Raw genomic sequence first — 14,758 nt, 5'->3', positions numbered from 1 at the left:
CAAAAATAAAAAACCCGCGCCGGTGTACCGGCGCGGGTTTCAAATGAACAACAGATTGTCCGCGCCGTAATTACTTTACAGCGGATTCAAACTCGTTGGTCGTACCAGCATCCTTGAGGTACTCAAGAGCCTTCTTCGCTGCTTCAACGAGCGCGCCGAATGCTGCCGGCTCATGGATAGCCATGTCGGACAGAACCTTGCGGTCAACTTCGATGCCAGCCTTGTTCAGACCGTCGATGAAGCGGCCGTAGGTCAGGCCGAATTCGCGAACAGCAGCGTTGATACGCTGGATCCACAGAGCGCGGAAGTTGCGCTTGTTGACCTTACGGTCGCGATAAGCGTACTGCTTGGAACGATCCACAGCAGCCTTTGCTGCGCGGATGGTGTTCTTGCGGCGGCCGTAGAAGCCCTTGGCTGCCTTGAGTGTCTTGGTGTGCTTGGCGCGGGAAGTTACGCCACGTTTTACGCGTGCCATGTCATGATCTCCTTAAAGTGTCCAAAAATGCGGAAAAGTCTTAGAGACCGTTCGGCAGGTAGTTCTTGACGACCTTTTTGCCGTCAGCTTCGGCGAGAACCATGGTTCCACGCGCGTCGCGAATGAACTTGTTGGTACGCTTGATCATGCCGTGGCGCTTGCCGGCAGCAGCTGCAACAACCTTGCCGGTTGCAGTGATCTTGAACCGCTTCTTGGCAGCGGACTTCGTCTTCATCTTGGGCATTTTGCTACTCCATTTTTTGTATGAACCAGGCAGACGAGGCCAGGTTTCAAGCATTAAGAACGGCCTCGGCATGCCCTGCCGGACCGTTCGGAACGCGCGCTTATAACCGCAGTTATGGAAAAGCGCAACGGGGAATAAAAACTTCCCCGCAAGGATGCCGTATTACTTCGGCGCAAGCACCATCATCATCTGACGGCCTTCCAGCTTCGGCTCGGCTTCCACCTTGGCGATGACCTGGGTATCTTCCTTAACCTGCAGGAGAAGCTTCATGCCGAGTTCCTGGTGGGCCATTTCGCGGCCACGGAACTTCAGCGTTACCTTCACCTTGTCGCCGTCTTCAAAGAAACGACTCATCGCCTTCATCTTCACCTCATAGTCATGGGTGTCGATGTTGGGGCGCATCTTGATTTCCTTGACCTCAACGATCTTCTGTTTCTTGCGCGCTTCAGCGGCCTTTTTCTGGGTCGCGTACTTCAGTTTACCGAGATCGAGGATCTTGCACACCGGCGGTTCAGCGTTCGGCGAAATCTCAACGAGATCGAGACCGGCCTCCTCCGCCAGTTTCAATGCCTGATCCGTCGGCATCGCGCCGAGGTTCTGGCCCTCTTCATCAATAAGCTGAACTCTGGGAACCCGAATTTCCCGGTTGGAGCGCGGGCCCTCCTTGACGGGGGCATCGGCTTTGAAAGGTCTGCGAATGGTCGTATTCTCCTGATCTGTTTCTGGATCACGTCAGCAAAAAACAGCTTGTTCAGTTGCAAGCGGCGGAAATGTCGTTATTGCCGCGGCGAAGTCAATAGCATATCTGCCCGAAAAGATCACCTGTTGTCACGGTTTTTGCAAATCTGCCGCCGTTGTTGCACCAAAATCAGGAGAATCACATTTCCATGGCCGAACACACTGCCGAATTCGTCACTATTGGTACCGGCGACGATGCTCGTGATATCGCGTTTATCTATAGTCCCGCGACATCAAACCCGCAAGCACCGACACTTGTCTGGCTCGGCGGCTATCGTTCCGACATGTCGGGAACAAAGGCGGTCGAACTGGATCGCTTTGCGGCAGAAAACGGCATTGCCTGCCTTCGCCTGGATTATTCCGGCCACGGTGCATCCGGCGGCGACTTCAATAAGGGCACAATTTCCCGCTGGCTTGGAGAAGCGCTTGACGTCGTTCGTCATGTCGCACCCGAGCGTGCTATGTTGATCGGTTCGTCGATGGGCGGCTGGATTGCACTTCGCATGGTCGAGGAACTGCGCAAAGCTGGCGGCTCTCCCACTGTTGCAGGCATGGTTCTGATTGCACCTGCGCCCGACTTTACCGCCGAGCTGATCGAACCCGGCCTTTCGGATGCGGAAAAGGCCTCGCTTGAGGAGAAAGGCTATTTCGAGGAACATTCCGAATATAGCCCCGAGCCGAATATCTTCACTCGCGCACTGATTGACGACGGTCGAGACAATCGGGTGCTCAAGGGCATCATCACCACGGGCTGCGCGGTGCACATTCTGCAAGGCATGCAGGACCCCGACGTCCCCTATCAGCATGCCCTGAAATTGCTTGAACACCTGCCGGCTGACGACGTTGTCCTGACGTTGATCCGCGATGGCGACCATAGACTGTCACGCCCGCAGGATATCGACAGGATGCTGGCCGCCGTCAAAAGCCTTGTATGATAGGCATTTCAGCAACGATCTTAACCATAATTCACGAGTCCCGTTGTTGAATGATTGCTAATGATTGACTCCCGCCCCTGAAGCCTCTTAACTTTTCGTTAAGAATTTAGGGACGGGTTTCATGATGAACGCACGACTGGCGCGTGCGCTGCTGTTTGCAGTTGCCGCCGGGTTTATGACTGCTGCCTCCGCATCTGCGGAGAACAAGGGAAGCCCTTCCATGGTGACGGGTGGCATTACTTCCCAGCCAATCGGCCATTACGAGTTCTGTCAGAAATACGCCGACGAGTGCAATATTCGCAGCAAGGTCACACCGCCGCCGCGCGTGACGGAATATGGCTGGGGCGTTGTTCGTGAAATCAACACCTCCGTTAACGCCACAATCGTGGCCATGACCGACCAGGAAATCTACGGCAAGGACGAAGTCTGGGAATACCCGACCACAGCAGGCGATTGCGAAGACTTCGTGCTTTTGAAACGCAAAAAGCTGATCGAAAAAGGGTTTGCCGTTTCGGACCTGTTGATCACTGTCGTCCGCAAGCCGGATGGAGAAGGTCATGCCGTTCTCACCCTTCGTACGACGGATGGAGACTTCATTCTCGACAACCTTTCGGATGATGTGAAGCTCTGGACGGATACCAACTATACCTATCTGAAGCGTCAGGCGTCGTTCAACACGGGCCGCTGGATCTCCATCGAGGACGGTCGCGACGTTCTGGTCGGCGCGCTGCGCTGATCACCACAACCACTCCGGAAAAAGCCCGCAGCATTGCGGGCTTTTTTGTTTATGCTGTACGGTTTGCCAATCAACCGTTGCCGATGATGATGCCTGCGGCCAGCACGAGCGAGCCGCCCAGCACGACCTGGAAGACGGCACGCAGGAACGGCGTTTCCATGAAACGGTTCTGGATGAAGGCAATCGCCCACAATTCGACGAAAACGACAACGGCCGCGATGGCTGTCGCCGTCCAGAAATGCGGAATGAGGTAAGGCAAGGCATGGCCGAGGCCACCGACCGCCGTCATGATGCCGGATGCCAGTCCGCGCTTGAACGGAGAACCACGGCCCGACAGCTTGCCATCATCATGCGCAGCTTCTGTGAAGCCCATGGAAATACCGGCACCCACAGAGGCTGACAGGCCGATCAGAAACGTCTGCCAGGTATCCTGCGTCGCAAAGGCTGCCGCAAAAATCGGAGCGAGCGTGGAGACGGAACCATCCATCAATCCGGCCAGGCCAGGCTGAACATAGGTCAGCAGGAACTGACGTTTGGAGGTCTGTTCTTCTTCCGAGCGTTCGTCATCGCCAAGATGCCGGTCTTCGAGCATACGCGCTATGTCTTCATGACCGCGCTCCGCTTCTGCCAGATCGCCCAGCAACTTGCGCGTCCCAGCATCAGTCGTGCGCTTCAACGCCTCGTCGTAAAAGCGGATTGCCTGCGCCTCCATCAATTCGGCCTGAGCACGAATTTTCTCAAGAGACAGGTTCTTCACCAGCCAATCCGGCGCTCTTTCGTAAAAACCCCGGACATGCTCGCGCCGGATCAGCGGGATCGTTTCTCCAAACCGCTCACGGTGCATGTCGATCAGAACATTGCGATGGCGCTGTTCGACATCAGCCATATCGTCGAACACTTTGGCCGACTGCGGATACTGCCCACGCAGATGGTCGGCATAAGACCGGTAAATTCGGGAATCGTCCTCCTCGGACGATATTGCGAGTGCCAGGATTTCCTGTTCGCTCAATGATAAGAACGGGCGTTTGGAAAGTGAAAAGAGACTGCGAAACATGAGAATGGCCTTTTTAGAATAATTCTAAATACAACTCTCCGCGCGCCAGATCAAGAATTTTTAGAATAATTCTAATATGGCGAAAGGTCGCATTGTGAATGGCTCAAATCCACCCTAAATTCCGCTGAAAGGAGAAAGCCATGCAGGAACGGTTCGACGCGAAAGCGGCACACAATGCGGAGATCCAGCACCGGGCAGAAGAGGCCATGGCGGCGATTGGAGTCGATGCCCAGTTTATCGACCTTCTGGTGGAAACCTTTTACGCGCGCGTTTTGCAGCATCCTACACTCGGTCCGGTTTTCGCCGCCCGCCTCGACGGACGCTGGCCGGAGCACATGGGAAAGATGAAACGCTTCTGGTCCGCGGTTGCCTTCAAGAACGGCGGTTATGGCGGCAAGCCTGTTCAGGCCCATGTTGGCGTGGAAAACATGACGGCAGAGCTATTCCCGCAATGGCTAGATCTGTTCTCCGCAACTTTGGCCGATATCGCCCCCAGTCGCGAGGCCCATGCGTGGTTTATGGAAACCGCTCAACGGATTGCCAGAAGTCTCACGCTTTCGCTGTTTTATAATCCGGCGCTGGACGATCCCGCCCTGAAAAAAGCACGTTCCTGACGATAATAGACGCCTGGCGATAGTATCGTCGCAACAATCTTCACGCGTGAAGCAAGCCGGGCGCAATTTTCAGAAATATCCTCTTGATGGCATCAAGGATAAATGATTAGTAGCCCTTGGGAGGCGTACCGTGCGGTTCGCCTGTAATTGACAGACGTACAAGGCTTATCGACATGGATCGCAGATCATTTATCCGCAAGGCAGGCGCAGTTGGCGCTGGTGTCACCGCAACTGCTCTCGCCGCTCCGGCTATTGCGCAGGAAAACCCCAAGATCACCTGGCGCATGACGTCCTCTTTCACCAAGGGGCTCGACATTCTTTTCGGCGCTGGCCAGACCGTCTCTGACCACGTCAAGGAAGCTTCCGGTGGCAACTTCGTCATTCAGCACTTTGCCGGCGGTGAAATCGTACCCGCGCTTCAGGCAGCCGATGCCGTAACGGCCGGAACCGTCGAAATGGCGCACACCTGCGCCTACTATTACGTCGGCAAGGACCCGACCTTTGCTCTCGGAACGTCCGTTCCTTTCGGTCTGAACGCGCGCCAGACCAACGCCTGGTTCAACCAGGCAGGTGGCAACGAACTGCTCAACGAGTTCCTCGCTGAGCACAACATCTACTCCATTCTGCTCGGCAACACCGGAGCGCAGATGGGTGGCTGGTTCCGCAAGGAAATCAATACTATCGACGACCTCAAGGGCCTGAAGATGCGTATCGCCGGCCTGACCGGCCAGGTCATGCAGAAGGTCGGTGTCACCCCGCAGCAGATCGCCGGCGGTGACGTTTATGCGGCGCTCGAAAAAGGCACGATCGATGCCACCGAATTCGTCGGCCCCTATGACGATCAGAAGCTCGGCTTCTACAAGGTGGCGAAGTATTACTACTACCCGGCATGGTGGGAAGGTGGCCCGGCTGTCCACGCCTTCGTGAACCTGCAGAAGTTCAACGAACTGCCGGAAAACTACAAGCGTATCCTCAAGGACGCCTGCGCAGCGGGCAGCGCTTCCATGCTGGAGCGCTATGACGCGCACAACCCGAAGGCATTGAAGGAACTGGTCGCGCAGGGCGCCATCCTGCGTCCGTTCAGCCAGGAAATCCTCGACGTTTGCCACAAGGCTGCACAGGAAACCTACGCCGAAATCTCTGCCAAGAACGAAAGCTTCAAGAAAATCTATGAAAGCCAGCAGGCTTTCAAGAAGGACGCTTACCTCTGGGCGCAGATCGCTGAATACACTTACGACACCTACATGATGATCCAGCAGCGCAACGGCACGCTGTAATCACGCATCTTCTGCCTGATCAAACGGTCATCCGGCTGGCTCCGGATGACCGTTTTTGTTGGGCGATACGAGTTTCCACAGTTCGCGCTCGCGCCAGGCAACCGGGCTCATGCCGGTTATCCGGCGAAATTCGCGGTTGAAGTTGGATTTCGTCTGAAACCCCGAAGACAACATGATCGCCGTGACCGATTGATCGGTTTCTTCGAGCTGACGGCAGGCTTCCCGGATACGAAGCTGATTGACATATTGCGATACGTTGATGCCAAGGGAACGGTTGATGGCGCCGGAAATCTGTCTGGCAGACAGGCCCAACCGGCGGGACAGTCGCGACAGGTTGAGATTTTCATCGCGATAAAATTTTTGCCCCTGCATGAGATTGTCGAGCTTCTCGAGAACCTCCCTGTCCTCTTCTGATGGAGTGGAATGGATCGGCGCTTCGAGCGTCGGCTCAGAGGCAAGCTGAGGCGCTTTGCTTTGTCCTGCGACAAGGGCCATCAGACCGATCAGCAACAAACCGAGAAGATTGGCATTGCTGACCAGCGCGGCCGCATTTTCCCCACGCGTCCATTCGAAATCAAGGAAGACCAGAAGATCGAAGGTCGCGGACAGGCACAGGGCGACGGCCGCAATCACCAGAGCCCTATGCGCCGAAGTGGCACTTGCAAACTGTGCCTCATCCAATCCATCCGGACCCTGTCGCGCCAGAAGCAGCAAGGCCACCGCGTAACCAACAAAGATCACAATCAGCGCGAAGTCGATCACGACAGGAAAAACGAAAAGCAGCGCGATCACGACCAAAGGCGACAACAGGAGGCCGCCCCACAGGATGTTCCGACTGGTGCCGCTCAGACCGATCAGCCCGTGAAAAGCAGAATAGGTCAAAGGTGGCAGGCAGGCCGCCAGAACCGGCAGAATGTAACGAACCTGCTCAACGCCGTATCCCCAACGCAATCCGACCAGAACTGACTGCAGAGCACAAAACGCAATCAAGGCGAGGAACGCCCTGTTGGCTTTCAGTTCGCTCCTGCTTCGCAGGAAGGAAATGAAAATCAGGACAAGAAGGAGCGCAACAACGAAGGGTAAAGGAATGAAAAGCACAGCAACATCCGCAAACGACCATAACATCCTTCTTGAACCAGATCGCGTTTGAGGACGACCTTGAACACGATCGAGGACGCATTTATCCGCGCAAAAGAGAAAACGGGAGCATTACTTTGTCAAACAGAGAGGCTCTCATGACACCGAAAAACATTCTTGCGGCCGTTTTCGCCGGTTCTCTTTTTTGCGGTCCGGCTTTTGCCGCCGATGCGGTTGGGCTGAAAATCATATCCGTGCCGTCGAAAGCGCGGGCAACGGATCTGGCAGTCACCGTCTGGTACCCAACGACAGGCAAGAACGGCACGCAGACGATGTCCGGCGACAATCGCATTTTTGAAGGCGCATCGGTTCTGGAAGGTGCCGAAATCAAAATAGGACAGTTCCCTCTGGTATTGATCTCTCACGGCTCCGGCTCGCGTGCGGAGGGCATGGCATGGATTGCAGCCAGACTTGCAAGCGAAGGCTTCATCGTGGCGGGCACGAACCATCCCGGCACCACCAGCGGCGATTCCACCCCGGCCGAAACCCCAAGAATCTGGGAACGGACTGATGATCTTTCGACACTCGTAACAGCACTGACATCCAGCAAGGATTGGACCGGTACCATCGATGCCGACAAGGTCGGCGTCCTCGGCTTTTCGCTCGGCGGCAGCGCAGCAATGGAAATCGCCGGCGCGCGCGCCGATCTCCAATCCTACATCAACTATTGCGACACCTTTGCCACCTCCATGGATTGCCAATGGTTTGCGGGCGGGCGTGGCTACAAGAATGAAGAGCAGATCGATGTCCCTAAGCTCGATCTCGGCAGCATCGATAAAACCCGTTTTGAACAGCAGAACCGCGACCCTCGCATTCGTTCGGCCGTGCTTGTCGATCCTGGTCTGGCACTGGCGTTCCAACCGGAAAGCCTTGAAAAGATCGACATTCCGCTGACCTTCATCAATCTCGGCAGCAAGGGGAAGATTCCACCTGCCGTGCTTGCCGATGAGCTCGCAGCCAGGGTACCCGGCTCCGTCTATGAACAGGTCGACGAAGCCGATCATTTCAGCTTCCTGCCCGTGTGCAAACCGGGCGCGGCAGCGTTCCTGAAATCTGTCGGCGAACGCGACCCTATCTGCGAACCGGCCGGCTTGCGTGATCGCAAGGATCTTCACGCAGAGCTGGAAACAAAGATCGTGGCAGCATTCAACCGGACACTGAAGCCGGGTCAGTGATTGAACCGATCCGCTTGTAAAAAAGGGTCGTGCCGCAATAGCTGCCGTCGGGAAAAAGTGCGTAATCGGGAATAACCCCAACGCGCTCCCAGCCGAAGCGAGGATAAATCGCTTCGGCATCGCTGCCGGTGGCGGTATCGAGAACAAGAAGGCTGCGACCAAGATCAGCTGCTTCTTTTTCCACGGCCTCCATGAGCTGGCGCGACAGGCCAAGCCCACGCGCAGAGCGATGTACGAGCAACTTCATCAGATCGCCGCGATGGGGCTGGTTCGGCTTCGATGCGAGCCCGATCTGGACCGTTCCAACCACCTTGCCTTCGACTTCCGCCACCACATGAATCGTGCCGCCATTGGCGACGGCATCCGCCACAGAACGCCAGAAGGGTTCCGCATCCACCGGTGTAAATGGCAGCATGAAGCCGACGGATGCCCCGCCATTCACACAGTCCGAAAGAACTTCACACAGATCGGGCAACGCGGCGATCGTTTCCTGCGCGTTCAAAACACGAATGCTGACCATAAAAACTCCAAAAAAATCAGCGGGATTTGCGATCCAGCACCACTGCGTAACGTGCGGCGATGCTGGATGAATTATGAAATATGTGTCCCTCGCCAACAGGCATGAAAAGGCAGTCACCGGGCTCCAGGCGGTGGGTCTCTCCGCCCGTCGTCATCTCCAACGTGCCCTCGAACACCCAGACATATTGCGTCATGCCGCGGCTTGCCGCGTGCGGCGGAAAGCTGACACGCGCACCGGCCGGAAACTCGACCTCGACAATGTCGACGTCTGAGCCGACACGAGGCGGCGAAATCGCGCGGCGGACATACCCCGTTTCAGGGTCTTTCCAGAGCGGCTGTTCGCACCGTCGCACCAGAGGAGACACCACGTCTTCGTCTTCAGCGAAAAAGCCGGAAAGGGACAGTCCAAGCGCCGAGCAAATGCGGGCAAGCAGTGAGGCGGTCGGGCTCGCCTCGCCGCGTTCTATACGCGAAATCATCGCGCGGCTGACGCCGGATGAAGAGGCAAGCTGGTCCAGCGTCAGACTGTTCCGTGAGCGCAGCAATTTGATGCGCTCACCGATAGACCGTTCAAGGATGTCATCTTCGTTTTCCATTATGTGAAAATTACACTCTCACATAATGGAGTCAACATCCATCATAATAGAAAACGGCTTAGGCCCCGACCTGAGCAATCCAGTCATTCAGGTTGTAGTAGTTGGTCACACGGGCCACTTTTCCATTCTTCAGTTCGAAGAAGGCTCCGGCTGGCAGGACGTATTTTTGGCCGTTGGCTTCCGGCAGGCCTTCATCCGTTACAAGGTATTCGCCGTTCACAACGAATTCGGCCGACGCGCGCTTGCCATCCTCTGCAGCCATGATGACCATGTCCGTGAGGGCTTCCTTGTAGCAACGGTTCATGTGATCCATGAAGGAGGCAAAGGCTGCCTTGCCCGCCTGTCGCTCACCCTGATTGATATCATGCACGACATCGTCAGTGAGCAGCGCCAGAAACGCCTCCATGTCCTGACGGTTGAAGGCATCGTAATAGGCACGAATGGTCTCACTAGCGGTCATCATCTTCTCCGTTCAATGCTTGCGCAGGTTTCCCATGACGGTATAACCAGCGGAAACGAAAGTGAAAATGCCCATGACCGTCGAAATCAAGTCTCTTTCCGGCATTGATGCCGTTCCCTATTTTGATGACCTTGCGCATCTGCGCATTACAGTGTTCCGCGCCTTCCCCTATCTTTACGACGGGACGCTGGAACACGAACGCGAATATCTGGCGACCTATGCGCAGGCCGAGGGTGCCGTTTTCGTGCTGGCACTGGACGGCGACAAGGTGGTGGGCATGTCCACAGGCATGCCCATGGCTGTCGAAACCGAAGAGGTCAAGGCTCCCTTCATTGCCGCCGGATACGATCCCGAGCGCATTTTCTATTTTGGCGAAAGCGTGCTTCTGGACACGTATCGTGGCCAGGGTGCCGGCGTGCGTTTCTTCGAAGAGCGGGAAGCCCACGCAAAACGGCTTGGTGGTATCGAATGGTGCACGTTCTGTGCTGTCGAGCGCCCGGACAACCATCCACGCCGGCCTGCAGATTATGTGCCGCTCAACGCTTTCTGGGAAAAGCGCGGTTATCGCCATCACCCCGAACTGCACACCACATTTACCTGGCAGGACCTGGACGAGACGAGCAAAAGTTCAAAACCGCTGTCCTTCTGGATGAAGAGAATTGCCCCATGACCAGACTTGCCGCCAGCCAGTATGCCATTGAACTGATCGAGACATGGGACGCCTATGCCGCGCATCTTTCGGCAATTGTGCGGGAGGCCAAGGACAAGGGAGCTGAACTTCTGCTTCTGCCGGAATATTCCGCGATGACGCTGACCGGACAGTTGCCGCCTGAGGCACGCTCGGATCTGCACCGTTCCATCGAGGAGATACAGCCGCTGATCCCTTCATGGGTCGAGCTTTGCGAGGAACTGGCCCGGCAACATCAGATTCTCTTTCAACCGGGCAGCGCTCCGGTCAAGGACAACGATGGAAAATTCCGCAACCGCGCCTGGCTGTTCGGACCCGATGGCCTCATCGGATATCAGGACAAGCAGATCATGACGCGCTTTGAGCGCGAGCAATGGAACATTCACGGTGGTACCGAAGGGCTCAAGGCCTTTGACACGGCACTTGGCAAGCTTGGCATCCTTATCTGCTACGACAACGAGTTCCCGATGCTAGGCCGCAAGCTGGCCGAACTCGGTGTGGAACTGGTGCTGGCGCCGAGTTGCACCGATACGCTGGCGGGGGCTTACCGGGTGCGTATTGGCGCTCAGGCACGGGCGCTGGAAAACCAGTATGCCGTACTCTCCTCCCCCACAGCGGGAGAAGCACCCTGGTCGCCGGCCGTCGATGAAAATCGCGGTCGTGCGGCGCTTTATGTGCCCTCGGATTACGGCATGCCGCCGTCCGGCATCGTGGCGGAAAGCGAGAGCGATGCGGTGATGGAAAGTTCGTTGCTCGTGGTCGATATCGACCTTGCCACAGTGGCAAAACTGCGGACCGAGGGGCAGGTCGCCACCCGCCGCGACTGGCCAGAGCAATTCCAGGGATGAAAAGCCCATTTTAAAGGGCTTTTAACCAAATTCCCGCTTTGCGGCATCACAAGCCCCTGCTATAGCGCGGAACATGAGCACAAATTCGACCCGCACGCCCCTGGACCATATCCGCAACTTCTCGATCGTTGCCCACATCGATCACGGCAAATCGACGCTGGCCGACCGGTTGATCCAGTCGACGGGCGGCCTTGCCGAACGTGATATGTCGGAACAGGTTCTCGACTCGATGGATATCGAGCGCGAGCGCGGCATTACCATCAAGGCCCAGACCGTGCGCCTGCACTACAAGGCGAACGACGGCGAAACCTATGTGCTGAACCTCATTGACACCCCCGGTCACGTCGACTTCGCCTATGAAGTCTCGCGCTCGCTGTCGGCCTGTGAAGGTTCGCTGCTCGTCGTCGACGCCAGCCAGGGCGTGGAAGCGCAGACCCTAGCCAACGTTTATCAGGCCATCGACAACAATCATGAGCTGGTGACGGTCCTCAACAAGATCGACCTGCCTGCGGCCGAACCGGACCGCATCAAGGAGCAGATCGAGGAAGTCATCGGCATCGACGCCTCCGATGCGGTGCTCATCTCCGCCAAGACCGGTCTTGGCATTCCCGATGTCCTGGAAGCCATCGTCCAGAAGTTGCCTGCGCCGAAAAGCGCGGAAGGCGAAAAAGGCCCGCTCAAGGCGCTGCTGGTCGATAGCTGGTACGACACCTATCTCGGCGTCATGGTTCTGGTGCGCGTCATCGACGGCGTACTGGCCAAGGGCCAGCAGATTCGCATGATGGGTACGGGCGCAAAATACAGCGTCGAGCGCGTTGGCGTGCTGACACCGAAGATGGTGAATGTCGATTCACTCGGCCCTGGCGAGATTGGCTTCATCACCGCATCGATCAAGGAAGTCGCCGATACGCGCGTTGGTGACACCATCACCGACGACCGTCGCCCGACGGAAAAGGCTCTGCCAGGCTTCAAGCCCGCACAGCCGGTTGTTTTCTGCGGCCTGTTCCCGGTTGACGCTGCGGATTTCGAAGATCTGCGTTCGGCCGTGGGCAAGCTGCGTCTCAACGATGCGTCGTTCTCGTTCGAAATGGAAAGCTCGGCAGCCCTCGGCTTCGGTTTCCGCTGCGGTTTCCTGGGGCTTCTGCATCTGGAAATCATTCAGGAACGTCTTGAGCGCGAGTTCAACCTCGATCTCGTCGCAACAGCACCGTCGGTCGTCTACCAGATGAGCCTGACGGACGGTAGCGAGAAGGAACTTCACAACCCGGCAGACATGCCGGATGTAGTGAAGATCGATGAAATCCGCGAGCCGTGGATCAAGGCAACCATCCTGACCCCAGATGACTATCTCGGTGGCATTCTGAAGCTGTGTCAGGACCGTCGCGGCATTCAGACGGAGCTGACCTATGTCGGCACCCGTGCGATGCTGACCTATGAACTGCCGCTCAACGAAGTGGTATTCGACTTCTACGACCGCCTGAAATCCATCTCGAAGGGTTATGCCTCCTTCGATTACAACATCATGGATTACCGTCCGGGCGATCTCGTCAAGATGTCGATCCTCGTCAACGGCGATCCGGTCGATGCGCTTTCCATGCTCGTTCACCGCTCGGCTGCCGACCGTCGCGGACGCGGCATGTGCGAGAAGCTGAAAGAGCTGATCCCGCCGCACATGTTCCAGATCCCGATCCAGGCTGCCATCGGCGGCAAGGTGATTGCGCGTGAAACCGTTCGCGCGCTGCGCAAGGACGTGACGGCCAAGTGCTACGGCGGCGACGCCACCCGCAAGCGCAAACTTCTGGACAAGCAGAAGGAAGGCAAGAAGCGCATGCGCCAGTTCGGCAAGGTCGAAATTCCGCAGGAAGCCTTTATCGCTGCACTGAAGATGAACGACGAATAAGAGCGGAAGCTCTCATCGAAACGTCATTCGGGGAGGCTTGTTACCTCCCCTTTTCGTTTCCGGTGGGTTCGGTCTCACGCGTGCAACTTTGCACCCTTCGTAATCTTGTCGACGATCTTTTTATCGGCACGTATGGCTAAACCGACCACCTTGGCGGTCTCCGGAGAGAACTCCGAAAAGACCTGCCGATTGGCTGCGTCGTGGCCGGTGGAAAACATTTCCTCGATATAGAGCGAGGTCGTGACCTCACGCTCAAGCGAACGGCCGTGGATTTTTCGCAGAGTTTCCTGATCCGCTGCGGTGACCACGACAGGCTGTACGGACAGGGGATTATAGACGTTGCCCGCGCCATCGCGATATGGTTCACCGATGACCTCGGGCGTCTGGGCGACAATTCCAGACATCAGAAATGCGGTAACATTCAGTTTTTGCCACGCGGCAAGGTCATCTCGAAGGACAATGGCGATCTTGGTGTCAAACATGCGAATTCAATCCGGTTGCGGTTATCAAAGAGAACCGATCCTAGAACCGCAAGACGATGCCGATCTTGAACGTTCGTGCAGTTTCGAGGGCATTGTTCGTGCGCCGACCAGCGAAGGGATCGAGCGCATCGATGCCCGGTTCCGTGGCAACGCATACTCTCCGCATCGTCACGACACCTATGCGCTGGGTGTGACGATTTCCGGTATTCAAACCTTTTCCTATCGTGGGGCATCGCGCTTCAGTGCACCCGGCAACATCATTGTCCTGCATCCGGACGAGATTCATGATGGAGGCGCCGGCACAGAGGAAGGTCTGCACTACCGGATGCTGTATCTGCCGCCGGAATGGATGATCGCGGCTTGTGACCATTATCGCGCCCTTCCCTTTGCAAGAAGCCCGGTCATCGAGGATGAGGATTTCCGTCACTGCCTTGTCGACGCACTGGGCAATCTCGATCTCGAACCGACTGACCTGCAGCTTAGCGATTGGCAATCTCGCCTCGCAGACCACCTCTGGAAACACGCTGACGCAAAGGTCAAAAGAAGCAAACGGGTTGATCATGCAGCGATGTTGCGCTGCCGCGATTATCTCTTCGAAAACAGCCATCGTATCGTCAGTTCCGAAGACCTTGAGACAATCAGCGGTCTGGATCGCTTCACACTGTCGCGCCAGTTCCGGGCGCTGTTTTCGACAAGCCCGCACCGCTATCTCATCATGCGGCGACTGGAGAAGAGCAAAACGATCATGGCGACGGGGGCTGGCCTGGCAGAAACGGCGTTTTCATGCGGTTTCGCAGACCAGGCCCATTTCACCCGTCACTTCAAAAGCGCTTTTGGCATCACGCCGGGTCGCTGGCTGAGCCTTACCTCACACTGAACC

At 56.6% G+C, this 14,758-nt stretch carries 17 protein-coding genes and 1 pseudogene; 9 read left to right on the top strand and 9 right to left on the bottom strand.

Translation table 11 applies throughout. The features are described from left to right. Positions 1 to 70: 70 nt before the first annotated feature. The 3 genes from rplT to FY156_16195 all read right to left on the bottom strand — a co-directional run bounded on the left by rplT (position 71) and on the right by FY156_16195 (position 1,418). The gene (rplT, locus tag FY156_16205) at positions 71 to 475 is read right to left on the bottom strand and encodes a 50S ribosomal protein L20 (protein UXS02901.1); all 405 of its coding nucleotides are present in this window, start codon (positions 473 to 475) and stop codon (positions 71 to 73) included. A gap of 40 nt (positions 476 to 515) precedes the next feature. Further along, on the bottom strand, positions 516 to 719 hold the full coding sequence (gene rpmI / locus FY156_16200) for a 50S ribosomal protein L35 (protein UXS02900.1): 204 nt from the start codon (positions 717 to 719) through the stop codon (positions 516 to 518). Between the two features lie 162 nt (positions 720 to 881). Further along, complete coding sequence (locus FY156_16195; GenBank protein UXS03181.1) at positions 882 to 1,418, bottom strand: translation initiation factor IF-3; 537 nt, start codon at positions 1,416 to 1,418, stop codon at positions 882 to 884. Positions 1,419 to 1,606: 188 nt separating this feature from the next. Between FY156_16195 and FY156_16190 the strand changes: the two genes are divergently transcribed. Both FY156_16190 and FY156_16185 read left to right on the top strand, forming a co-directional pair. After that, complete coding sequence (locus FY156_16190) at positions 1,607 to 2,392, top strand: alpha/beta hydrolase (GenBank protein ID UXS02899.1); 786 nt, start codon at positions 1,607 to 1,609, stop codon at positions 2,390 to 2,392. Between the two features lie 121 nt (positions 2,393 to 2,513). Then, positions 2,514 to 3,128 carry a transglutaminase-like cysteine peptidase gene (locus FY156_16185; GenBank protein UXS02898.1) on the top strand — a complete coding sequence of 205 codons (615 nt, stop codon included), beginning with the start codon at positions 2,514 to 2,516 and terminating at the stop codon, positions 3,126 to 3,128. 70 nt (positions 3,129 to 3,198) lie between these two features. Here FY156_16185 and FY156_16180 read toward each other — a convergent pair whose 3' ends face one another. Continuing rightward, the gene (locus FY156_16180; GenBank protein UXS02897.1) at positions 3,199 to 4,182 is read right to left on the bottom strand and encodes a rubrerythrin family protein; all 984 of its coding nucleotides are present in this window, start codon (positions 4,180 to 4,182) and stop codon (positions 3,199 to 3,201) included. Between the two features lie 140 nt (positions 4,183 to 4,322). On the opposite strand from FY156_16180, the gene FY156_16175 reads away from it, so the two are divergent. Both FY156_16175 and FY156_16170 read left to right on the top strand, forming a co-directional pair. Then, positions 4,323 to 4,796, top strand: a complete 474-nt coding sequence (locus tag FY156_16175; GenBank protein ID UXS02896.1) for a truncated hemoglobin — start codon at positions 4,323 to 4,325, stop codon at positions 4,794 to 4,796. A gap of 173 nt (positions 4,797 to 4,969) precedes the next feature. Continuing rightward, on the top strand, positions 4,970 to 6,073 hold the full coding sequence (locus FY156_16170; protein UXS02895.1) for a TRAP transporter substrate-binding protein: 1,104 nt from the start codon (positions 4,970 to 4,972) through the stop codon (positions 6,071 to 6,073). Here the strand turns inward: FY156_16170 and FY156_16165 are convergent. Continuing rightward, positions 6,037 to 7,171, bottom strand: a pseudogene (locus FY156_16165) (helix-turn-helix domain-containing protein). The gene FY156_16170 and the pseudogene FY156_16165 sit on opposite strands and share 37 nt — an antisense overlap. 137 nt (positions 7,172 to 7,308) lie before the next feature. On the opposite strand from FY156_16165, the gene FY156_16160 reads away from it, so the two are divergent. Continuing rightward, entirely contained in the window at positions 7,309 to 8,385 is a 1,077-nt protein-coding gene (locus tag FY156_16160; protein ID UXS02894.1) for a dienelactone hydrolase, read from the top strand. Here the strand turns inward: FY156_16160 and FY156_16155 are convergent. The 3 genes from FY156_16155 to FY156_16145 are packed head-to-tail and all read right to left on the bottom strand — an operon-like array spanning position 8,357 to position 9,960. After that, positions 8,357 to 8,905, bottom strand: a complete 549-nt coding sequence (locus FY156_16155) for a GNAT family N-acetyltransferase (protein UXS02893.1) — start codon at positions 8,903 to 8,905, stop codon at positions 8,357 to 8,359. The two genes, FY156_16160 and FY156_16155, sit on opposite strands and share 29 nt — an antisense overlap. A 16-nt stretch (positions 8,906 to 8,921) precedes the next feature. Continuing rightward, positions 8,922 to 9,500 carry an XRE family transcriptional regulator gene (locus FY156_16150; protein ID UXS02892.1) on the bottom strand — a complete coding sequence of 193 codons (579 nt, stop codon included), beginning with the start codon at positions 9,498 to 9,500 and terminating at the stop codon, positions 8,922 to 8,924. A 58-nt stretch (positions 9,501 to 9,558) separates the two neighbouring features. Beyond that, positions 9,559 to 9,960 (bottom strand): isopropylmalate/homocitrate/citramalate synthase, encoded by a 402-nt coding sequence (locus tag FY156_16145; protein ID UXS02891.1) that lies wholly within the window; start codon positions 9,958 to 9,960, stop codon positions 9,559 to 9,561. A 73-nt stretch (positions 9,961 to 10,033) separates the two neighbouring features. Here FY156_16145 and FY156_16140 point away from each other — a divergent pair, with 73 nt between their 5' ends. From FY156_16140 to lepA, 3 genes are all read left to right on the top strand, one after another. Then, positions 10,034 to 10,630, top strand: coding sequence for a GNAT family N-acetyltransferase (locus tag FY156_16140; protein UXS02890.1), 597 nt, complete (start codon positions 10,034 to 10,036; stop codon positions 10,628 to 10,630). Continuing rightward, positions 10,627 to 11,496, top strand: coding sequence for a carbon-nitrogen hydrolase family protein (locus tag FY156_16135; protein ID UXS02889.1), 870 nt, complete (start codon positions 10,627 to 10,629; stop codon positions 11,494 to 11,496). The genes FY156_16140 and FY156_16135 overlap by 4 nt, the downstream gene beginning before the upstream one ends. A gap of 61 nt (positions 11,497 to 11,557) precedes the next feature. Continuing rightward, positions 11,558 to 13,396: an elongation factor 4 gene (gene lepA, locus FY156_16130; GenBank protein UXS03180.1), complete on the top strand. Its 1,839-nt coding sequence runs from the start codon at positions 11,558 to 11,560 to the stop codon at positions 13,394 to 13,396. A 74-nt stretch (positions 13,397 to 13,470) separates the two neighbouring features. Here lepA and FY156_16125 read toward each other — a convergent pair whose 3' ends face one another. Beyond that, complete coding sequence (locus FY156_16125) at positions 13,471 to 13,878, bottom strand: DUF2000 family protein (GenBank protein ID UXS02888.1); 408 nt, start codon at positions 13,876 to 13,878, stop codon at positions 13,471 to 13,473. Here FY156_16125 and FY156_16120 point away from each other — a divergent pair. Then, entirely contained in the window at positions 13,877 to 14,755 is an 879-nt protein-coding gene (locus FY156_16120; GenBank protein ID UXS02887.1) for an AraC family transcriptional regulator, read from the top strand. The two genes, FY156_16125 and FY156_16120, sit on opposite strands and share 2 nt — an antisense overlap. Positions 14,756 to 14,758 lie beyond the last annotated feature (3 nt).

This window comes from Agrobacterium tumefaciens (genome assembly GCA_025559845.1).
Lineage (GTDB): Bacteria > Pseudomonadota > Alphaproteobacteria > Rhizobiales > Rhizobiaceae > Agrobacterium.
This window is presented reverse-complemented; position numbering and strand designations above follow the sequence as displayed.